This is a genomic window from Vibrio sp. 1-Bac 57 (genome assembly GCF_037546855.1).
Taxonomy (GTDB): domain Bacteria; phylum Pseudomonadota; class Gammaproteobacteria; order Enterobacterales; family Psychromonadaceae; genus Psychromonas.
In genome coordinates this window covers 49,092-71,231 of the sequence record NZ_JALAAC010000020.1, presented here as the reverse complement: position 1 = coordinate 71,231, position 22,140 = coordinate 49,092, and the positions used below count along the sequence as shown (strand labels likewise).

Annotated in this window: 20 protein-coding genes; 8 read left to right on the top strand and 12 right to left on the bottom strand. The window is 37.6% G+C overall.

Annotated elements, in window-relative coordinates; all coding sequences use genetic code 11:
* The first annotated feature begins 78 nt into the window (after positions 1–78).
* Together cadR and MT391_RS13585 are read left to right on the top strand one after the other, a co-directional pair.
* Positions 79–489, top strand: a complete 411-nt coding sequence (gene cadR, locus MT391_RS13590; RefSeq protein WP_499498550.1) for a Cd(II)/Pb(II)-responsive transcriptional regulator — start codon at positions 79–81, stop codon at positions 487–489.
* A 135-nt stretch (positions 490–624) separates the two neighbouring features.
* Complete coding sequence (locus MT391_RS13585; protein WP_499498548.1) at positions 625–906, top strand: hypothetical protein; 282 nt, start codon at positions 625–627, stop codon at positions 904–906.
* A 194-nt stretch (positions 907–1,100) separates the two neighbouring features.
* On the opposite strand, the gene MT391_RS13580 is transcribed toward MT391_RS13585, so the two are convergent.
* Positions 1,101–1,904: a DUF4437 domain-containing protein gene (locus MT391_RS13580; RefSeq protein WP_499498546.1), complete on the bottom strand. Its 804-nt coding sequence runs from the start codon at positions 1,902–1,904 to the stop codon at positions 1,101–1,103.
* Between the two features lie 255 nt (positions 1,905–2,159).
* On the opposite strand from MT391_RS13580, the gene MT391_RS13575 reads away from it, so the two are divergent.
* Positions 2,160–3,113, top strand: coding sequence for a LysR family transcriptional regulator (locus MT391_RS13575; RefSeq protein WP_499498544.1), 954 nt, complete (start codon positions 2,160–2,162; stop codon positions 3,111–3,113).
* Between the two features lie 365 nt (positions 3,114–3,478).
* Here the strand turns inward: MT391_RS13575 and MT391_RS13570 are convergent, their stop codons facing one another.
* The gene (locus MT391_RS13570) at positions 3,479–4,135 is read right to left on the bottom strand and encodes a Z-ring associated ZapG family protein (protein ID WP_499498543.1); all 657 of its coding nucleotides are present in this window, start codon (positions 4,133–4,135) and stop codon (positions 3,479–3,481) included.
* Positions 4,136–4,759: 624 nt separating this feature from the next.
* Positions 4,760–5,251 carry an Hsp20 family protein gene (locus MT391_RS13565; protein ID WP_499498542.1) on the bottom strand — a complete coding sequence of 164 codons (492 nt, stop codon included), beginning with the start codon at positions 5,249–5,251 and terminating at the stop codon, positions 4,760–4,762.
* 426 nt (positions 5,252–5,677) lie between these two features.
* Here MT391_RS13565 and MT391_RS13560 point away from each other — a divergent pair, with 426 nt between their 5' ends.
* Together MT391_RS13560 and arsB are read left to right on the top strand one after the other, a co-directional pair.
* Positions 5,678–6,019: an ArsR/SmtB family transcription factor gene (locus MT391_RS13560; RefSeq protein WP_499498540.1), complete on the top strand. Its 342-nt coding sequence runs from the start codon at positions 5,678–5,680 to the stop codon at positions 6,017–6,019.
* A gap of 99 nt (positions 6,020–6,118) precedes the next feature.
* On the top strand, positions 6,119–7,171 hold the full coding sequence (gene arsB, locus MT391_RS13555) for an ACR3 family arsenite efflux transporter (RefSeq protein ID WP_499498538.1): 1,053 nt from the start codon (positions 6,119–6,121) through the stop codon (positions 7,169–7,171).
* A 304-nt stretch (positions 7,172–7,475) separates the two neighbouring features.
* On the opposite strand, the gene MT391_RS13550 is transcribed toward arsB, so the two are convergent.
* On the bottom strand, positions 7,476–8,375 hold the full coding sequence (locus MT391_RS13550) for a LysR family transcriptional regulator (RefSeq protein ID WP_499498536.1): 900 nt from the start codon (positions 8,373–8,375) through the stop codon (positions 7,476–7,478).
* 123 nt (positions 8,376–8,498) lie between these two features.
* On the opposite strand from MT391_RS13550, the gene MT391_RS13545 reads away from it, so the two are divergent.
* Positions 8,499–9,647, top strand: a complete 1,149-nt coding sequence (locus MT391_RS13545) for an alpha-hydroxy acid oxidase (RefSeq protein ID WP_499442181.1) — start codon at positions 8,499–8,501, stop codon at positions 9,645–9,647.
* Between the two features lie 102 nt (positions 9,648–9,749).
* Here the strand turns inward: MT391_RS13545 and MT391_RS13540 are convergent, their stop codons facing one another.
* The 4 genes from MT391_RS13540 to queC all read right to left on the bottom strand — a co-directional run bounded on the left by MT391_RS13540 (position 9,750) and on the right by queC (position 13,933).
* Entirely contained in the window at positions 9,750–10,454 is a 705-nt protein-coding gene (locus tag MT391_RS13540; RefSeq protein WP_166369565.1) for a DUF3581 family protein, read from the bottom strand.
* Positions 10,455–10,816: 362 nt separating this feature from the next.
* A complete protein-coding gene (locus tag MT391_RS13535) occupies positions 10,817–11,473 on the bottom strand; it encodes a cupin domain-containing protein (RefSeq protein ID WP_499442184.1) in 657 nt (218 codons plus the stop codon).
* Between the two features lie 287 nt (positions 11,474–11,760).
* Complete coding sequence (locus tag MT391_RS13530; protein ID WP_499498534.1) at positions 11,761–12,873, bottom strand: methyl-accepting chemotaxis protein; 1,113 nt, start codon at positions 12,871–12,873, stop codon at positions 11,761–11,763.
* Between the two features lie 400 nt (positions 12,874–13,273).
* Positions 13,274–13,933, bottom strand: coding sequence for a 7-cyano-7-deazaguanine synthase QueC (gene queC, locus MT391_RS13525; protein WP_499498532.1), 660 nt, complete (start codon positions 13,931–13,933; stop codon positions 13,274–13,276).
* A 174-nt stretch (positions 13,934–14,107) separates the two neighbouring features.
* Between queC and queE the strand changes: the two genes are divergently transcribed.
* Together queE and MT391_RS13515 are read left to right on the top strand one after the other, a co-directional pair.
* Positions 14,108–14,785, top strand: coding sequence for a 7-carboxy-7-deazaguanine synthase QueE (gene queE, locus MT391_RS13520; protein ID WP_166369575.1), 678 nt, complete (start codon positions 14,108–14,110; stop codon positions 14,783–14,785).
* Between the two features lie 190 nt (positions 14,786–14,975).
* Entirely contained in the window at positions 14,976–15,926 is a 951-nt protein-coding gene (locus tag MT391_RS13515) for an AEC family transporter (RefSeq protein ID WP_166369577.1), read from the top strand.
* A gap of 178 nt (positions 15,927–16,104) precedes the next feature.
* Here MT391_RS13515 and MT391_RS13510 read toward each other — a convergent pair whose 3' ends face one another.
* The 4 genes from MT391_RS13510 to MT391_RS13495 all read right to left on the bottom strand — a co-directional run bounded on the left by MT391_RS13510 (position 16,105) and on the right by MT391_RS13495 (position 22,038).
* Entirely contained in the window at positions 16,105–16,839 is a 735-nt protein-coding gene (locus MT391_RS13510) for a zinc-binding dehydrogenase (RefSeq protein WP_499498530.1), read from the bottom strand.
* Positions 16,839–17,126 carry an alcohol dehydrogenase catalytic domain-containing protein gene (locus MT391_RS13505; protein ID WP_499498529.1) on the bottom strand — a complete coding sequence of 96 codons (288 nt, stop codon included), beginning with the start codon at positions 17,124–17,126 and terminating at the stop codon, positions 16,839–16,841. Before MT391_RS13505 ends, MT391_RS13510 begins: the two co-directional genes overlap by 1 nt.
* A 602-nt stretch (positions 17,127–17,728) precedes the next feature.
* A complete protein-coding gene (locus MT391_RS13500) occupies positions 17,729–20,863 on the bottom strand; it encodes an efflux RND transporter permease subunit (protein ID WP_499498527.1) in 3,135 nt (1,044 codons plus the stop codon).
* The gene (locus MT391_RS13495; RefSeq protein ID WP_166369583.1) at positions 20,863–22,038 is read right to left on the bottom strand and encodes an efflux RND transporter periplasmic adaptor subunit; all 1,176 of its coding nucleotides are present in this window, start codon (positions 22,036–22,038) and stop codon (positions 20,863–20,865) included. Before MT391_RS13495 ends, MT391_RS13500 begins: the two co-directional genes overlap by 1 nt.
* Positions 22,039–22,140 lie beyond the last annotated feature (102 nt).

Sequence of the window (22,140 nt, the reverse complement as noted above, 5' to 3'; positions counted from 1 at the left end):
GCTATTCAAAACAATGTTTGTCTAGCAAGTCACGCTAGTTTACACTCTATTGTTACTATAGAGTCAACAAGGTATTTTATGAAAATAGGTGAACTTGCAAAGTTGTCAGGTTGTTCAATTCAAACCATTCGTTATTACGAAACACAGCAGTTATTATTTGCTGTTGAACGCAGTGAAGGTAATTTTAGGTTATACAACAAGCAAACAATTAAACAACTCTTATTCATAAAACAGTGTCGATCATTAGATTTATCGTTAACTGAAATTAGGCAACTAATTAGTCTCAGACAAGATGCCGACAATAGCTGTAATTCAGTTAATAACATGATAAATGCTCATATTGAACAAGTTGAACACCACATTAATCAGTTACAAGGTTTACGCAAAGAATTACAAGAACTCAGTATGAGCTGTTCAACAAACAAAGCAGTGAATGAATGCGGTATATTGAAAAATATAACTGCACATTCTTCTTTGAAAGAGAGCTAGGCGTAATGTTGCTCATAGCAACATAGAAAACTAAATATATTGTAACTAAAGCTGGGCAGCCATAAACTTTGACTGATTTGAATTTTAAAACTATCTTTTATAAATGCTTATTTTGAATTTAGGAGGTAGTTTATTATGACTCAATCTCGGCAGTCTCAAGTCTCGCTATCAGATACGCCTTATTATCATTGTATTTCGCGTTGTGTTCGCAGAGCTTACTTGTGTGGTGAAGATAAATACACCGAAAAATCCTTTGAACATCGCCGTCAGTGGGTTGTTGAGCGAATGATAGTTGCACCTTGGTATGCACCGGACCGTGATCTTTCATATATTAAAAATGACGACATGATAGATTTCTTAGATTTTAATATTGGAAAGAGAGTCAACGCGAGGATTGCTTTTAATTACTTTAGATGAGTGTGTCCAAAAAGCTTCTTATGTATTTTTTAATAAATTTTTATGATCAAATGGCTACCAAAGGAATATATGCCAGTTACTATTTACGATGTAGCTTGATTATCAACTGGAATAGTTGAAATGAGCTAGTATTCTATTATCACTAACTCATTCATTATATTTGATTTTATGCTAGCAACAATATTAATAGGCTATTATTTTATATTAAACGCCCCTACGGACTTCACATACAGCACAACTTCGTTTTTTGCTTCAATGACATGCTTGCCTTTTATTTCTGAGCTAAAAAAGCTGCTTGGAGAAAAGTTTTTTTCATTTTTTTGATCATTCCAGTGATAAGTTGCGTTCCCTTTAACTACAACAGCTTTAAGGTCTTTTTGGCTTTCAATACTACCTTTAAAGCCAGCCGGTAATTTAACAAAACTTCCATTAGCTGCTTCTGGTTTCCCCCATAAATAACTAATTTCAGCGTTGCCAGCATCTAACCAATTTGCATCATTTGCATTTAGCCAAAATATATTATTCTCAGACACGTTAATAGGACGCTCACCATTATCAAAGGCTTGGTCTTCAGGTTCAACTAAATATGGGCCACTATCGATCTCCAAATAGATAAGGTTTTCTTCACCATTTGCCGCCGTAATATGACTTTCACCTGCTGGTTGTATCCAGAAAGAACCACTTGGTAGCCACATTTTTGCTGCACTTGGGTCATCATTATGCATTAAACCTTCAATAACGATGCCACGATAAGTAATATTATGAATATGAGGAGGTGAAGAGAATCCTTTTTGAAATTTAACTAACATCCCCGTTGCCATATCCTTAGTACGATCGCCCCAAAGATCTGCCGCTTTCGGACTTGCATCGCCACGAGCAGGGTTAAGCATACCCCAATTTATGTTTTCAGTTGAAATCACTGAGTGATCGTCAGCCATTACTGGTAACGTCATCGCCCCGAAAAGCCCTGCTATAACCGTCAATTTTAATTTATTCATTATTCATATTTCCTAGTATTAAAAATTAAAAGGAGAGATGGCATCGTTTTTGATTAACATGCAACAAAATATTTACTGCTAGGACCAAGGTTATATTGGTATCACAGAGCTCATTCATCTCCCTATCTGACGCGCATTGTATAGATTTATATTAATTCGATAAATGGGCAAATTTTTAATATACTTTCGCGAATTCGTGGATAATTAAATTTTAATTTATCATTAAACTATTACTAACAAACACGAGAAAGCACTATGAAAATTGCAGACTTACAGGTATTGATAAAAATCGCAGAACATCAGTCGATAACCGCAGCCGCCAATCATCTTGATATAAGTACCTCTGCAGCCAGTATCGCTTTAAAGCGAATTGAGCAAGCACTTGGTGCACAATTATTTGTACGTACCACCCGACAATTGCGTTTATCCTCAGAAGGTGAACGTTATCTTCCAATATGCCAACAAGCACTTGACCTTTTGCAACAAGGTCAGATGGCTATTAATGACGAACGACAAACTATCAATGGTGAAGTAAGAATGTCTATGTCCTCAGAAATGGGACGTAACTTAATGCGCACACTACTCAATGGTCTAATGGTGCAACACCCAGCTTTGTCATTACGTTTACATGTTAGCGATAATCAAGTGGATTTTTACCGAGATGGCGTTGATGTGGCACTTCGAGCTATGGCTTCCGGAACGGTAAAAGAGTCCAACTTTTATGGATTCAAGATCTGTAATATTCCACATTTATTATGTGCTTCACCACAATATCTAGAGAAGTATGGCTTACCAACTAAACCCAGTGAACTCATTAAACACAATGCGTTACTTTATAAGCTTTATAAAATAACGCATGACAATTGGACGCTATATAAAGGCGAAGAAGAATACAAAGTTAAGATGCTTAGCAACCGAGCTGTCAACGATGGTGATTTAGTAAGACGTTGGTGCATCGATGGAGTAGGGATTGCAAAAAAATCTGTCATTGATATAGCAGAAGATTTGTTAAAAGGTCATCTACAAAGGGTTATGCCCGACTATCACATCCCCGTCACAGAGTTATGGTTAGTGTTACCAAGCAGGCAGATGATCACCCCAGCAGTCCGGCTAATCCGAGATGAATTAAAAGAGACAATCAACGCATTACGTCTAAAGTTAATTAATAACGGAATGCTATCTAAAAATGAGTGGCCGGAGTACAAATAAGCGACAAAAAAATTCATAGAAGTGAGCTTGGCTAACGTGTCTATTTTAATAATATAAAGATGAATTAATTAAAACAGAACTAAAGCTGGACCATTAACTTTGAGCATTATTCAGCTCCAAACTATCTTTTAGACCCTATAAATGATGTAGTTTAAAATGCGCGGAGGTAGTTGGTTATGATGCAATCTCGGCAATCCCAAGTATCACTTGCTGAAGAAAAGGCTGCACACTTAAACCTTTTGACCAATATTTAAATGCGCTCTAAAAAAGATAATTATGCAGATTTCAGGACGGGAACAGGCTATATAGTCGTAATTATTTACAGGATCATAATTACGACTATATAGCCTGTATTCTTATGAATTTTATTTTGTTTCTTCTTTTTTTACTTCATTTACAGTTGTTTCTGCTTCTTCTTTTTTAACTTCAGTTACGGTTACTTCATCTTCTTCTAATTTAACTTCAGTTACAGTGGGTTCATCTTCTTCTAATTTAACTTCAGTTACGGTTACTTCATCTTCTTCTAATTTAACTTCAGTTACGGTTGTTTCATCTTCTTCTGTTTTAACTTCATTTACTGTTGCTTCATCTTCTTCAGATTTAACGTCAGTTACAGTTGTTTCAGCTTCCTCTGTTTTAACTTCAGTTACAGTGACTTCATCTTCTTCCGATTCACTACTTTCTGGCGTGACCACTTTTTCTTGATCAGTGTCCTCTGATGTTTTTAATAATGGAAAGTGAGTTGTTGCTGTGTCACCTAATAATGACTCTGATTGGCCTGCCATATGATTGTAAAGAGCTTGGTAGCTATTCGCCACTTGTCCCATTAATTCAGCGCTATCATTAAAGTGATCATTTACTTGTGCTTTGTATTTTTCTAATTCTATTTTGTTTTTATCAAGCTCTTTTTGTTGTTCAGAAGCTTTGCTTTTCCCAAGTGTTATATGATAAATAACAAAGCCAATAAGACCACCGGCAAGAAGCGAGAAGATAAGAGGTAACAATTCATTAGATTCGTTCATATTTATTTTCCTATATTGAGATTGTTGTAGATTGTAAGCATCAAGGCTATTTAATGATGAAAGTTATGCTGTAATTGTTTCATAGTTGATTAACTATACTATAAATAGCTTCCATACAAGGTGATCAAAATACATTAACTTTGACCAATAAATCAGTTTTTGTCTAAAAGTTTTCACTCTTGGGGTTTTAAAAAATAGGTGTGATTCGTTAGATGCCTACCAAATTTCATGTATTCAGTAATTTTTAAACTAAATGGAGCTTAGTAAGTGAAAGTAAGTTTGTTATTTATCAATGCCTTGCTGTAAAATGTAATTTAATTACAGTTTGGTTTTTATTAATAAATACAGGATAGTCATGCGTACATGTGAATTTTGCAAAAAAGAACTCCCCCTTATGAAAACTCGCCGAACTTGGAAAGAGAAATATTTAAGCCATAGAAATGAATCTAAATATCAATGTGTTCACTGCAATAAAATAACATTTATAAAAACAATCTTGTAGATTTGGAGATCTCCGCACTTTGTCGCTAAAAGTAGGAAGAGTAAAGAGGCAGTGCTCACTGCCTCTTTTAAAGATATTAACGTTCACTCAATGCGTTTAAAGTTGACATAAACACATGCTATTTAAGCGACTTTATCTTTACTATTATCATTAATTACCTTTTCTTCTTTCTGGTGTGTTAACGATTTATTCATTTGATTAATGGATATCTTCTTCGGCTTCATGGTTTCTGGAATCTCTTTGACTAAGTTTATATTCAATAAACCATTGGAGAGATCTGCACCTGTCACTTCAACATAATCTGCTAAGTTGAATTTACGTTCAAACGCTTGATTTGGAATGCCTTGGTGCAAGTATTTACAGTCATTATCAGTATTTTCCCTATTACCAGAAACACTTAAGACTCCTTTTTCAACTTGAATATCCAGTTCCTCTTGTGTAAATCCTGGTACCGTAAGTGAAATGGTGTATTTATTTTCACCGAGTATTTCGATGTTGTAAGGAGGGTAACCAGTTGCTTTTGTTTCTGAAGTTAATGCGTTATCAATCAATGATGCTAAACGGTCAAAGCCAACGCTGTTACGATAAAGGGGAGTTAAATCAATTGTATTCATAATAAGTTCTCCTTAGAGTAAATAACCTCAGTTCTGGATAAGCAAAGCGATACAGCACCGTTATTTCCGCGGATTTCTTCGTTAAACACTCTCTCAATAACCAGTTATTTCTTCAATAATTCGCCTTGAACTGTCAACTGCGCAAAACTAGCGGCACTGTATAGCCAAAAAAATATAGTCTTATGATTTTAAATATAATTCTACTTTCATTAACCAGAATTGAGGTTAAATAAAATAAAACAATAAGCGATGCAGTGTTTTTAACGTGTCATCGCATTACATTTATATATTTAGGGACACTAAAAATTGTTTTCAATAGTAGGAGTGTATTTTTTTTAAAATTATTTTTACCCTCTAAACCGCTTTATTTCTAAAATGATCCTAGTATAATAATAGTTAATCGACGATTAACTATATAGAGGGTTTATGAATACAAAATGTATCGTTGTAGATAAACAACTTTTACAGGCTAATGAGCAGCAGTTAGCTAATGAACAACAACTGGCTGCTCAAGCAAAAGCACTTGCACATCCTGCACGGTTGCGAATACTGAGTATTTTGGTTGCGCTTGAGAAGTCAGGAGGATGCTTAAATAGTGACTTAGTGTCTGAACTTGGTCTGGCGCAATCAACGGTATCAGAACATTTGCGAATTCTAAAACAAGCCGAATTTATAACTGCGGAGGCGATGCCACCAAAAATGTGTTACCGCATTAATAAAAAACAATTCGAGCTTTTTTCAACTCTATTTGCTGAGCTATATAGATAAAGGTAAGTATAGCTAAAGTAAGAATAGATAAACTAAGGCGGATAGTTGCGAAAAATTTTAAACCAAATTTGAGCAATTACTTTTAACAAGGGCATCACCATGAATAAGAATATAAGCATCGATACTCCGATTGCAAAACTGAGCTTTTTAGATCGATTTTTAACACTATGGATATTTGTTGCCATGGCGATTGGTGTTGCTATCGGTTTTTTATTCCCGCAGATAGCGACATTAAATGAAGAAATGTCCGTTGGTAGCACTAATATTCCATTAGCGATCGGGCTCATTTTAATGATGTATCCGCCACTGGCAAAGGTAAATTATCGGCTGTTAGGTAAGGTTACAAAAGACAAACAAGCGATTACTTTATCATTAATAATGAACTGGTTAGTCGGACCTATTTTAATGTTTGCCTTAGCATTGACCTTTTTGGGCGATCACCCGGGGTACATGGTCGGTATTATCTTAATCGGTATTGCACGTTGTATTGCCATGGTCTTGGTGTGGAATGATATCGGCGGCGGAAATAAAGAGTATGGTGCCGCATTAGTTGCATTAAATAGTGTATTTCAAATTGTGACGTATAGCTTTATGGCATGGTTATTCATTACGGTGTTACCTCCTGTGTTTGGTTACACCGGTATGATGGTTGATATATCGATGTTGGATATTGCCCATAGCGTATTCATTTATCTTGGTGTGCCTTTTTTAGCTGGGTTTCTTGGCCGAGAGGTATTAGTAAAAGTGAAAGGGGAAGATTGGTACAATAATACGTACATCCCTCGTATTTCGCCTATTACTCTGATTGCTTTGCTGTGTACGATCGTGCTGATGTTTAGTTTAAAAGGTGAAATGATTATTGAGTTACCCTTAGATGTATTGCGCATTGCTATCCCGTTAACTATCTATTTTGTCTTGATGTTTTTTATTAGCTTTTTTATTGGTAAAAAGATGGGGATTGAATACGATAAAAATGCCTCTATCGCTTATACCGCAACGGGTAATAACTTTGAATTGGCGATTGCTGTTTCGATTGCAGTATTTGGAATCAGTTCTGATCAAGCTTTTGCTGGTGTCATTGGCCCTTTAATTGAAGTGCCCGTATTAATTGCATTGGTTAATGTGGCATTACGAATGAAAAAGAATTATTAATAAAAAGTATTATTAATAAAAAGTATTATTACTAAAAAGCATTAATAAAAAATAACGCTAACTAACTGCTCGACAGGCATAAGCTTTAACCAATATTCTAATAGAAACTATCTTTTAGTGACCTCGTGCTAAGTGCTAAGGGATAGTTTTTTCTCAAACAATATCAATAACCTACTGATGCACCTTATCGAAAGCCAATCAAGCGAAATAGGGGGCAAGCGTTCATCACATTTATCGAACATGCTTAATAATGGCTAGCCATTAAAATCAATTACGACTTGGCTTTTAAATATGGAGTTAGCGTTTAAAAATACTCTTTTTTATCCTGGTAAGCTTGTTTAATGTGTGCAATAAGTAGCCTTAGTTTTTCAGGTAAGTGCTTAGTGAAAGGGTAGATGGCATAAACGCCGAGTTGTCTGGGAGTAAAATCAGGCAAAATTTTAATCAATGTGCCTTTTTGTAAATCTTCATAAACACAACAACGGGGCACATAAACAATACCAAACCCAGCTAAGGCTGCTTTACGTAAGGCTTGTGCATTGTTGGTCGCTAAGCTGCCGCTAATTCGAACCGTTTCTTCAATACCTTCTTTTGTGAATCGCCAATCAAATGAACCTTGAGCTTGATAGGTATAAGCAAGGCAATTGTGTTTTTTGAGCGCATCAATGGTAGTGACTTCACCATATTTATCTGTGTAGCTTGGCGAACAGCACAGTACCCAGTTAGATTTGATTAGCGGCTTGGCGATTAAACTTGAGTCTTCGAGCTTACCGGTTCGAACGGCTAGGTCTAAACCTTCTTCAACGAGGTTAACGAAGTTATTTTCAAGGCGCATATCCACGCTGATGTTAGGGTATTTCTGACAAAAATCAGCAATAGCTTCAGAGAGTAGCAGTTCTCCTGAAATCGTGGGGACAGATATTTTTATATGCCCGTTTAAACCTTGGCTAAAAGCTGAGACAGAAGCAATGGCATCACTGACTTGGCCCTCTATACTTTTAGCGTGAATATAAAGATTTTCCCCCGCTTCGGTTAAGCTTAAGCGACGCGTAGTACGGTGAATAAGCTGCACTCCCAGAGAACGCTCTAATTTAGTAATTCTTTTACTTAAGGCGGGGGTTGATAAGTCTGCTTGCAGTGCTGCTTTACTGAATGATCCAGTATCTGCAACATAGGCAAAAAGTGTTAAATCTGCTGAATTCAATTTATTAGGCCGTTTTAGGAAAGAGTTTATTATTTTATGTTGTATTTATTAGAAATCAATCAAGGACTATAGTGGGTCACAAGATCCTATTCACAAAAAATTAAAAAGATAAGGAAGATCGTAATGAGATTAAAGGATTGCCATAACTTTCAAGATTTTCGTACCTTGGCGAAAAAACGTTTACCTAGCCCTATTTTTAATTACATCGACGGTGGTGCCGACGATGAAACAACCTATCGACGTAATACTGCAGCCTTTGAAGATTGTGATTTAATACCTAGTGTATTGGCCGGTGTTAAAGATGTCGATTTATCGGTCACTGTGATGGGACAAAAATTAGATATGCCTGTTTATTGTTCTCCAACGGCATTACAGCGTTTATTTCATCACCAAGGTGAACGAGCAGTCGCTGCGGCTGCAGAAAAATATGGCACTATGTTTGGTGTATCTTCGCTGGGTACGGTAAGTATGGAAGAAATTGCAAAGCAAACGAATACTCCTCAAGTCTATCAATTTTATTTCCACAAAGACCGAGCATTAAATAAAGCAATGATGGAACGTGCAAAAACCGCGGGAGTACAGGTGATGATGCTAACCGTCGATTCAATTACTGGCGGCAATCGTGAGCGTGATTTGCGTACTGGATTTTCAATTCCATTTAAATTGAACCTACGCGGCATGTTGCAGTTTGTGCTCAAACCAATGTGGGGAATTAATTATGTGACCCATGAACCTTTTAAATTACCGCAACTAGAACAGCATGTTGATATGGGCTCCGGTGCGACCTCTATTGGTGATTATTTTACTAATATGTTGGATCCTTCGATGAATTGGGATGATGTTGCTGAAATGGTTAAATTTTGGGATGGAGAGTTTTGTTTAAAAGGGATCATGAGCCGAGAAGATGCGAGAAAAGCGGTGGAGATTGGCTGCACGGGTATTGTAATTTCTAACCATGGCGGACGTCAATTAGATGGTTCTCGAAGCTCCTTCGATCAGCTTGCTGAAATAGTGGCAGAGGTCGGTGATGAGATTGATGTTATTTTTGATAGTGGTGTACAGCGAGGGACACACGTCTTAAAAGCATTATCACTCGGAGCAAAAGCTGTGGGTATTGGAAGAATGTATTTGTATCCGCTTGCAGCCGCTGGGCAACCTGGGGTTGAAAGGGCATTAGGATTAATGCGAGCAGAATTAGAGCGTGATATGAAATTAATGGGAAAAACCGCAGTGGATCAGTTATCCAGTGATAATTTACGTTTTCGTACTTAATCTCAGTATTGTAAAAAAGAGCTAGAACAGCACGATAAAAAACAGCTATAAAAAAGCCAGTTTATGAACTGGCTTCTTTTTATTTGATGGTCTTATAGCAAATTAAAATGCGTTACGGTTGGCTAAATAGTTTTCAGCAAACGCGGTAATAGAATCATGATCGTAGGGTTTTAATCCGCCAACAACCACTGTTTTAACACCTCGGCCAATTACTTTGTCACCGTCATAAATATCAAAATGTAAGAACTCATTGGCACGTTTTGATTCAACTTCAAGTTTACTTTCTGCTAATTCAACATGTAGTGGGTTTGTAAACGTTAAACAGTCCAATTCAAAGTTCATGCTGTTGTACATTACAAGTGGGCGTGCTGGATTGAACATCACTTGATGTTTTTCCATCAATGGCATTAATAATGTTGGGAAATTTTGCCCCGAAAAAACCACATAGTTTTTAATTAATGATTCAAGTAATTCTAGGTCGTGGCTAGTAGCACCACTTTTTGTTATTTCTAATACACTTTTACCCTGTGCATTTGTCACAACAATATCTTCACCTTCGGCAGCAGGAAAGTTAAGAGGAATACTATCACCGACCATATTAGTAAAAGCAAAGCTCATAGATTTACTCACACCGTACTCTTTTAAAGCCAATGAGAATAATAAATCACCAGGAACACAAAAACGTTTTGAATCAGGATCATGAATAGGATTAAAATCTTGGCATTCTTTTTTAGCAAAATGACTTGCTTGCTCTGCGCTAATCGTAATGGTGTCGTTTTGCTGGATATAATACGGATCTAATAACATTTCAGCTCTCTAATATAAAACGATAAAAGTTTATCAAGGAAAGAAAATAAGTGCCAAATACAGGCGTAACTTCACATTTTATAAAAAAAAATACTTTTAGGGAATAGTAAATGTTAATAAATATCATGCAGGAAGTTAAAAAAAAGGTTTTCATCTATGAAAATCAACATGATATTGTTAAATATTAATCAGTAAATTATTTTTATTGTCATTAAATTGTCTGCTTCTGATCGTGCCTTTTAAATTTAACAAAACCCATTATCATAACGTGATCACTCCGCTATACCACTTAACTGATTTAGCTAAGGCTTTTCACTAAAACTTCTGACTAGTGCATTTAAATAAGTTATCTAAAAGACAGCTTAAGCAAAAGGTAAGTGACCAGTTTTAACTAAGATAATTGTATCTTGTTCAACAAAAGGTTGGTGTTGGCTCATGTGCGGGCTGCGTATCCATGTGTGCTTAGGATAACTTGCAAATTCATCTTTAAACTCGCCTGAAAGCACCAGTATTTCTTCTCCGCCAAAATGTTTATGTGGTTGGAAATGTTCTCCAGCAGGCCACTTTACTAATGCGGTATGTTCACCTTCAAAGTCATGCAAGGGCATAACCTGTAAATTACCTATCCCTTGTAACCATTGTGTTTGATTGGTATCGATTCTGACTGATGTGAGGTCTGTACTTGCAAACTGGTTAAGCTTGACAAAAATAAGGCAACCTTGCTCACTAAAGGGTGTGTGTCGACTACCGGGTGGGTTACGAATATAGGTACCCGCCGGATTATCACCATTTTGATCTGAAAACACACCTTCTAGTACAAAAATCTCTTCGCCCTGTGGGTGAGCGTGTTCGCTAAAATAGGAGCCTGCTGCATATTCTACAATACTGGTGATGTGAACTTCATCTTCTGCGCGTGCTAACGGCTTACGTCGAACGCCTGCCATTGGGCTATTGATCCAAGGTTGTTGTTCTGTGTCGATGAAGACTTTTTTTGCAAAGTCGAGGTTTATATCAGCCATGTCATACCTATTTGAAAATATTTGTTATTCGCGGGGGATCTTGAGTTTTCTAAGAATCATTATACTTGGTAATCGCTGTGATGGATCAATTTAACTACTGAGGTAAGCCATCACATTTTTTATGACCTTAACTTTTTTAAAACTTGTAATGCGTTAATCAAGTTAATCAATAGCGCCCCAAGATATCAGAGCGATTTTGAGGCTAATGCTTACTTGCAAGTTAAAGGTTATTTATAATTTGTTCGCTGTTGTCGAGTTGTTACACAACTTATTCTGCTGCAATGCATTTATTGATAGGTGGTTGTGGTTATTTCACTTGATAAAGCAGAGAGTAAATCCACCACTTTAAAGCTTGCGCTTTCCATCAAGGTTAGCTTCTTAATTGCTTCTTTTTCATTCCCTTGGTTAAAGGCTAATAATGCCGCTAAGCCATTTTTATGTACCTCCGCATGAGGGCCTTCTATTTTTTTGAATGCATCATAACTTGTATATTTCTCACTACCTTCACCTTGATAGTACCATTTACCTAAACGGCACATAGTATGATCTGCAAAGTCCTGCGCGGATTTACTCGACATACCGAGTATCACTTGATAAACCTCAAGTTTCCACACAACATGATCCATTTTAACCGTCTGGATAAACGAATCTGCCGTTGATTGCGTGATCACTGAGTACATATGCTGCGATAAGTTGACAATCTCATTGGCGGTATTTTCAATTGACGCCGTACTGGTTGAGATATCACTACTTTTTTTGCCGACATTATTAATACCAGAGATAACGTCAGTCATATTACGGTTAACTTTTTCTATTAAGGTTGATATTTCGTTAGAGGCTGTAGAAGAGCGTTGTGCTAATGTTCGAACTTCATCGGCCACTACTGCAAAGCCCCTACCTTGCTCTCCTGCTCGCGCTGCTTCTATTGCTGCATTTAATGCCAACAAGTTAGTTTGGTCTGAAATGCCTTTAATGATATTCACAAAGTCATTAATGTCGGTAATCACTGTGTCTAGTTGGCCCACGGCCACCGAAGATTTTTCAGTATCCTGTGCTATTTGAGTCGTAGAGGTGATTGTTTCAGTGAGCATCGACATGATTTGTTCAAATAATGCTTGCGAAGATTGAAAGCCGTCTCGATGATCAATTAATTCTGTTGTCGCTTGTGCCAAGCTTTCTCTTATTTGGTTTACTAAATCCGAGGATTGTAACCATAATTGATTTAACTCTTCTTGGTTCTGATAGCGCTTGTTGGTTTCATACAATTTTTCTGTCAGTTCGCTATTAGATTGAGTCGCTTCTTCTAGTGCATTTTGAATACTATTATTGTCTTTTTGTAAGATCTCTATTTGTGCTTTTAATTGCGTTATTTCTTTGTTCTTATTGAAATTAAATATCATGATGACCTCTAGAAGTGCCGCTTTATTGTATAATTTTTATTCGTAAGTATTGAGAGTAGACAGGCTTAACACAAACTGCAAATATCTATAAAGAGATAGGTGGGTTTAATGAAAAAAGTTTGATACTACTCAATAAAATGTTCAATAAAATGATTAATAAAACGAGCATTTATTACTTGAACTAAAGTGACTATTTAGAGAGTGAGTTGAGAATAAAAAACAGCTATAGATGAGGGGATCTATTAACGTATTAGCACTGAAAGTGGCGATCTGGAGTGTTACTGAGTGGCCGTTCAAAGTGATATCTAAAGGCTATATTTTAAAATCACAGTGAATAAAGTAAGGTCTAAACAACAAACCTTACTTTAGCTTTTATTAGTTATTGGCTACTGATTACTGGCTATTCATAAGCAATTGGATCGCGTATATCATTTTTCTCAAAGGCTTGTAAACGTTCTACACAGCTACCGCATTGGGCACAGGCCTTTTCTCGTCCGTTATAACAGGTCCAAGTTTTACTGTAATCTAGCCCCATTCTTAGCCCGTCTTTTAAGATACCAATTTTGTCTGTTTTTAAATAAGGCGCGTGGATTTCCGTCTTTTCATAATTAGCAACTGCTGCCACATCGTTCATCTTTTCAAGAAAAATAGGGCGGCAATCAGGATAAATATCATGGTCTCCGGAATGGGCGCCGTAATAAACTTGCTCAGCCTTTAACGAAACGGCATAACCAATCGCTAACGATAATAAAATCATATTGCGATTAGGCACCACGGTATTGAGCATATTGCTTTCTTCGTAATCACCTTGCGCAACGTCTATCGTGTTATCAGTTAATGATGACCCACCTATGATTTGATTAATTGAAGTAATATCAATAACCTTGTGCTGCACACCCAACTCTTGGCAGACCTGTCGAGCAATTTCTACTTCTTTTACATGACGCTGACCATAATCAAAGGTCAATGCGTAAGGGGTTAACCCTTCTTCAATGGCTTTGTGTAAAACAGTGTATGAGTCCATTCCACCTGAATATATAACCACGACTTTTTTGCTCATAGCACTTATTTTTCCTATTAGTATTGTTTGATAGCGATGCAACTTCTTTAACACTGAAACACGGTAGCTGCATAATGCGCTATTTATGTTGGTGGCTTTACATCTTGCGATATCACGAGTATAAAAACAGCCCACAAAAAGAGTGAGCAAGATCAAATAAGGTATTTTACGTCAATGACACAAAACTATAAAGTAAATGAACTGTTTCAAACTATCCAAGGGGAAGGTGTTTACACCGGCGTCCCTGCCATTTTTGTTCGTTTACAAGGTTGTGACGTAGGTTGTGCTTGGTGTGATACTAAACATACTTGGGATATTGACCCGTCAAAACAATCAGAATTAATGCTATTAACTGACAAAAGTACCGAGTCTGATCGTTGGGCTGATGTTTCAGCAAAAGAGATTGTTGATGAAATTAAACGTTTAGGTTACACCGCTAACCTGATCGTGATCACCGGTGGCGAACCGTGCATGTTTGATTTGCGAGAGTTAACCCAAGTATTACATGAATTTGGGTTTCAAATACAATTAGAAACTAGCGGTACTTATCCAGTGTTGGTTGATGATCAAACCTGGGTTACGCTGTCTCCTAAAATTAATATGCGTGGCAAAAAAGAAGTGCTAAAAACAGCATTAGTCAGAGCCAATGAAATCAAACATCCAGTTGGAACGGAAAAGGATATTGAACAATTAGATGCGTTATTGCAGCAACTCAAATCTGTAAATGACAAAACTATTTGTTTGCAACCGATCTCTCAAAAGCCTAAAGCAACGGCTTTATGTATGAAAACATGCATTGAACGAAACTGGCGCTTATCAATACAAATGCACAAATATTTAGATATTGATTAAGCATCGATTAAAGGTTTATTAAAACAAGAGTTTGACCCTGATTAATCATTTGGATTCATGTTTATTTAGCTGATTTAAAGGGTATTTGTAGTCTTTTATCAATAGATTGTATATTGTTTGAGCTAAGTGTTTATTTCTGTTTATCGCTATTTCTAGTGGTTGATATACAACCTTCATTCGAGAGCGTTTTATGTTTTTTGAGTCGTTACAATTTTCATTTTCTATTATTGGTCCCATTTGTTTACTGCTATTTTTAGGCTGGTTGCTAAGAAAGACGGGGACTATTAACGATGCATTTATTGAAACAGGATCAAAGGTTGTTTTTAAAGTGACGTTACCGACTTTATTATTTCTTGGGATTATTAATACTAACCGTGATGCAGAAATCGACTTCCCTTTAATTGTTTACTCTATTATTGCAAATTTTGCTTTTTTTCTATTCAGCATTTTAGTGACCAAATATTGGGTCAAAGATAAGCAGGATCATGGTGTGATCATCCAAGGTGCATTTCGTAGTAATACTGCGATTATCGGTTTAGCCTACGTAGCAAATGTTTATGGTGATGCGGGTATTGGATTAGCGGCTGTTTATGTGGCTTTTCATACCATGCTATATAACATTTTATCAGTGATCATATTATCGCCTAAAAAAGAGGGCGTTAACCCTGTAATGTTAATCAGCGTGTTTAAATCGATCGCTAAAAATCCACTTATTATTGGTATCATGCTCGGTTTGGTGTTCTTTGTTCTTGCCATTCCAGTACCGGATATTGTGATTAATACTGGGCAGTATTTTTCAGATATGACCTTACCGTTGGCACTGTTATGCACCGGAGGGAGCTTAAATATTCAAGCATTAAAAGATAATAGCTTTAATTGCCGATTTTCAACGTTATTAAAAATTATAGTGGGGCCGATCTTTATAACAGGGGGCGCTTATTTATTTGGTTTTACAGGTATTGAGTTAGGTATTGTGTTCTTTATGTCTGCGGCACCGACGGCAGCCGCTAGCTATGTAATGGCGCGTGCAATGGGGCATAATGCAGATTTGGCAGCAAATGTTATCGCGATGACGACCATAGGGTCACTGCTTACTTGCAGTCTTGGTGTGTCATTACTGTATTGGTTGCAGTTGATGTAACACAATAGGGAAAGAAGCTAAAGTTGAGGCTTAACACTCGGTTTTAATGCTATGCCTCAATGCTTCTTTCAATGCTATCTTTCAATGTTTTTCCTCAACGCTGCTTCATTGCAAAGCCCTAATTCTAAGTACTACTAAGTGCTATTAAGCGCTAATGTTGAGCCGTTTATTCTGAATATTAAGCGCTAATCTTAACCACTTTTTTGCCGGTAAAACTACCATCAAGTTGTCCTTTTAGGGCTGCTGAAACTGCATCAGCAGTAAAATCAACCGTGCTTATTTGTGGCACTTTAATGTCTCCACTAGCGACACCTTCAAGCAGTACATTATTCATAAAGCTCATTTTTTGTTGTGCACATAAGCTTTTTGCAAGCCAAGCGCCAGCAAGCGATACGATACAGATAGTTGGGCCTTTACGGAACATTTGCTCACGTTCAAAGGCGGGTAGTGCTTTTAAACAAGCAATACGACCACAAAAACGCATCAAATCTATATTGCGTACGGTGTTTTCACCGCCAATGGTGTCGATCACTGCATCAAACCCCTGTGGACCTAATTCACGACGAATTTTTTCACATAACTTTTTATCGTGATAATCAAATATTGCATCGGCCCCTAATTTTTTAAGTAACTTGTGATTATGTGGCGAAGCGGTAGCAAAAACCGTAGCACCACGTTGTTTTGCAAATTGAATCGCAAATTGTCCAACGGCGCCTGCACCTCCGTCTATAAATATCGCTTCACCATCTGTAACATCAAGCTTTTCTAATGCAATTAATGCGGTCATACCGGCACAAGGTAAGGCAGCTGCAGTAATCGCTGGAATGCTATTAGGCACAACAGAAACTGCACAATTAGTCACTTTTGCATAACCGCTTAATACACCTTGATCGCCAAGACTCGCATGCCACATTACACGGTCACCAATATTAGGATAAACTCCTTTTTGGCTTTAACGACAATGCCTACCGCATCTAAACCTAAAACATGTGGGTACTGCCATTGGAAAAAGCCTTTCCCGGCGAACAGCGCATCGACGGAATTTAATCCTGCATATTCAACCTTAATTAATAATTCATTATCATCACATTCAGGTACAGGTAAATTCACCTTTGATAAGGTGATATCTTGGTTTGGTTCATCTAATACAATGCCGGACATTGTTAATGGGATATTTATTGTAGTATTTGCTATTGTCATGGTTAAACTCTATCTCTTAAGGCCTATAAGGAAAGCACCCAATAAGCAATGTTAAAATTGTACGATTTGTAAATTCCGCACGGTGACAACATCCTGTCTTATATTCAAAAAGGTACTTTAATTAGGTTATAACAAAGTTAAAAAACCATCCTCTCGAGTCATTTATTTATCGAATTACTCACCTTATCTTTACTTATATTTTGATGAGCTTTGAGGCAGATATAACCTGCTTGTATAATCTAATTATTGCTAGTTTGAATTAATTTATATCAATATATTAGCTTTTTTACTTTAAACTAACATATTGATTTAAATTAATTTTATCTAATAAAACGTTGTGCAATATTGATATGAATAACAAAATTGATGTAAATAACAAAAGCACAACATTTATATTTTTCTTTAAAATTTTTAATACAACAAAATAGTATATTGATGAAAACCGCCTGAAGATTGATGTGTTTCAGGCTGTGGGTTGACTTGCATAACTACTGTACCATCAGATACAAGTTTATTAGGCCAAGCACTATCATCAAAATTTAATAGTAAGCTAGGTTTATATCCCTAGCTTACCAAGCTACTTTCGTTATATTTTTTGCTGCTTATTTTAACTGCTTGGTTTTACTCATCAGCATATAAAATACAGGTGTAAATAATAAACCAAACACTGTTACACCGATCATTCCTGCAAATACTGCATTACCCATGGCATGACGCATTTCTGAACCCGCGCCAGTGGCTAATACTAATGGAATAACACCCGCAGTAAATGCGATAGAGGTCATTAAAATAGGGCGTAAACGCATACGACACGCTTCAATCATGGCATCTAAATGAGATAGTCCTTGATCATTTCTGTCTTTAGCAAACTCGACCATTAATATTGCATTCTTGGATGCTAATGCAACTAATACAATCAAAGCAATCTGAGTAAAGATATTATTATCCGAGTCAACTAACCACACTCCTAATAGTGCTGAGAAGATGGTCATTGGTACAATCAAAATAATTGCTAGCGGTAAACGCAGGCTTTCATATTGTGCAGCCAGTACCATAAACACTAACAACACAACTAACGGGAATACATAAACCATGGTATTACCCGCTAATATTTGTTGGAAGGTAACATCTGTCCACTCGTATGCGATTCCTGCCGGTAACGTATCCGCTAGAATCTTTTCAATTGCTTGTTGCGCTTGGTCTGAGCTATAACCAGGTGCTGGGCTACCATTTAGTTCAGCACTTGGGTAACCGTTGTAATGCATTACACGGTCTGGACCAATTGCTGGTGTAACGGTTAACACTGAACCTAGTGGCACCATATCACCGCGTCGATTACGCACTTTCAAATTAAGAATTTGCGACGGATCTTCACGGAATTCCGCTTCTGCCTGTGCATTTACTTTATAGGTACGGCCAAATAAATTGAAATCATTAACATATACCGAGCCTAAGTAGACTTGTAGTGCGTTAAATACTTCATCTAATGGAATACCTTGAATTAATGCTTGTTCGCGGTCGACATCAATATCCATTTGTGGAACTTGAATACGGAAGCTTGAAAAGAGTCCTGTCAATGCTGGATCTTGACGTGCTTTACCTATTACTGCTTGTAAACTATCAAATAAAGGTTCAAAACCTTTGTTATTACGGTCTTCAATCTGTAATTTGAAACCACCTGTTGTACCTAAACCTTGGATTGGTGGTGGTGGGAACACAGCAACAAAAGCTTCATCGATAGCAGTAAATTGTTGGTTTAATTTTCCAGCAATGGCCATCGCAGAGCGGCTTGGGTCTGTACGTTCAGAAAAAGCATCTAATGTTGTGAATATAATGGCGCTATTGGGGCTATTAGTAAAACCATTCACCGATAGACCAGGGAAAGCAACGGTATGCGCTACACCGGGAACTTGCAGTGCAATTTTTTCCATCTCTTTCACTACTGCTTCAGTACGATCTAAACTTGCCGCATCAGGTAATTGCGCAATCGCCACGAGGTATTGTTTATCCTGTGGAGGAATAAACCCACCCGGTACTGAGTTAAATAGACTAATTGTTCCACCTAATAAAGCGACATAAGCGACCATTACAACCACTGCCATACGTATTAGCTTTTTAACTAGTTTTTGATAACCCTGTGCTCCGCGGTCAAACAATTTATTAAACGGTTTAAATAACCAACGTCCAAATAGGGCATTTAAAAAACGAGTTAGTCGGTCCGGTTCGCTATCGTGAGGCTTAAGCAGTAATGCCGATAAAGCCGGTGATAACGTCAATGAATTAAACGCTGAAATAACTGTAGAAATAGTAATCGTCAGTGCAAACTGTTTGTAGAATTGACCCGATAAACCGCTGATGAATGCTGTTGGAATAAATACCGCACATAACACCAATGCAATTGCAATAATTGGGCCGGTTACTTCACTCATTGCAACACGCGTTGCTTCTATTGGTGATAAGCCTTTTTCAATGTTTCGCTCAACATTTTCTACCACCACAATCGCATCATCTACCACAATACCGATCGCCAGTACTAAGCCAAATAATGACAGTGTATTAATAGAAATGCCCAACCAGTTCATGACGGCAAAGGTACCAATCAATGAAACAGGCACAGCAATAAGTGGAATAATAGATGCGCGCCATGTTTGTAAAAACAGGATAACAACAATTACTACCAGTACGATAGCTTCAAGTAATGTCTCAATAACGGCATCAATAGAATCACGAACAAAAATAGTTGGATCGTAAACGATATCGTATTCTACCCCAGCCGGAAAGGCTTTAGATAATTGCTTCATCGTCTCACGAACTTGATCTGACAAGTCAATGGCATTGGCATCAGGGCGTTGGAAGATTGGAATAGCCAGCGCAGGTTGGCTGTCTAACATCGACCTTAGAGAGTAATTATCTTGTCCTAATTCAATGCGAGCAACATCATTAAGACGAGTTAATTGTCCATTGTTGCCCACTTTAATAATAACTTGCTCAAACTCTTCAACACTTTCAAGACGACCTTTCACATTCAATAAAATTTGAAATTGACTGTCCGTTACAGCGGGTTGAGCACCTAAACTACCGGCAGCAACCTGTTGGTTTTGCTCGCGTAATGCAAGTATAACGTCCATTGCTGTAATTTCACGAGCGGCTAATGCATCGGGATTTAGCCAAACTCGCATTGAGTATTGACCTCCACCAAATAAACGTACATCACCGACACCACCTAAACGCGCTAACTGGTCTTTAACATATAAGTCAGCATAGTTAGATAAGTAGGTTGTATCGTGTGTTTTTTCCGGTGAAAAAAGATGCACTACCATGGTTAAATCTGGCGAAGACTTTTCTGCTACCACACCTAATCGTTGCACTTCTTCTGGTAAACGTGGCAGTGCACTATTGACGCGGTTTTGTACTTGCGTTTGTGCTCGGTCAAGGTCTGTACCCAGAGCAAAAGTAACCGTTAGCGTCATACGTCCATCACTGGTCGCTTGAGAAAACATGTACAGCATGTTTTCTGTGCCGTTGATCTCTTGCTCCAGTGGTGTTGCTACCGTTTGTGCAATAACCGTTGGATTAGCACCAGGGTAATTAGCCGTCACCACTACAGTCGGAGGCACGACTTCAGGGTATTCACTGATTGGTAATTGAAATAACGAGATGCTACCCGCAATTAAAATTACCAATGACAGCATAGCCGCAAAAATAGGGCGCTGAATAAAAAAGTGTGAAAATTTCATTATGGTTCCTTACGGCTTGCTGCTAATTGTTGTTCTGGTTCACTTAACGTAAAGGAAGCACTGCTACTATCAATCATGGTCACATTTGGAGAAATTGGCATACCCGGACCTACACGTGCTGGGCCGTTAACCGCAATAACATCACCTTTCTTTAAACCTGATGAAATTGCACGAAGGCTACCGTAACGCTCGCCAACTTCGACTAATTTGTATTGTAAAATATCGCCTTCACCCACAGTTAAAACAAAGCGATTTTTTAAATCTGTGCCGATTGCACGATCGGGTATTATTACCTGTTTAGTCACTTCATTTGCCGCTAATCGAATACGTGCAAATGATCCTGAACGTAACTCATCACTCGCTTCATGGAAAATAGCGCGGATACGTAACGTACCCGTTGCAGAGTTAATGCGGTTATCAATGAAGTTGATGTAACCTGAATACGGGAAGTCCTCTTGACCTACTTTTTGCATCACAACCTGTTGCTTGCTTGATGCAGTTACATCGTTAAACGAACGATTCCAAGTACGTTCATCAACATCAAAGTAAGCGTACATTGCTTTGTTTGATACAATTGACGTCAATACGCTTTGCCCTGCAATTACATTATTTCCTTTGGTGATATTAGCGCGAGAAATAATGCCATCAATAGGGGAACGGATTGCTGTAAATTCCAAATCTAATTGTGCAGCTGTTAGCTGTGCTTTTAATGCAGCAAGTTGTGCTTGGCGTTGACGCAATGTGGATGTGCGTGATTCAGCTTCTTCCGTAGAAATAGCTTTGCGTTGTCTCAAACTAACTGCACGCTTTGCTTCACTTTCGGCTTGGCTTAATGCTGCTTGCGCGCTCATTACTTGTGCTTTTAAGCTAGCAACTACGGCTGCAAAAGGGCGGCTATCTAGTTTAAATAATAAATCGCCTTGCTTAACATGGTCACCTTCTTTAAAGCTGATTTCTTCTATCAATCCTGAAATACGTGGCATTAATGCAACTTCTTCAGGCGACTCTAAGCGAGACGTGTAGGTGTGCCAACTTTGAGTTGGTTTAATTAAAACCTCTGCAACATCAATCGATTGTAAAGGTGCTTGGCTTACTGCCGGTACAGGTTCTTCAGCACAGCTGATTAATGTAAAGCTTGCCGCTGCAATAGATGCGGCGATTAGGTGTTTCTTCATGACGAGGCTCCAATAAAATATTGAGGCTATAATACGAAACTAAGTAGTGATAAAAAAGAATGGTTTTTTAATTTCATTAATGCCAATATCGCATCAATGTTT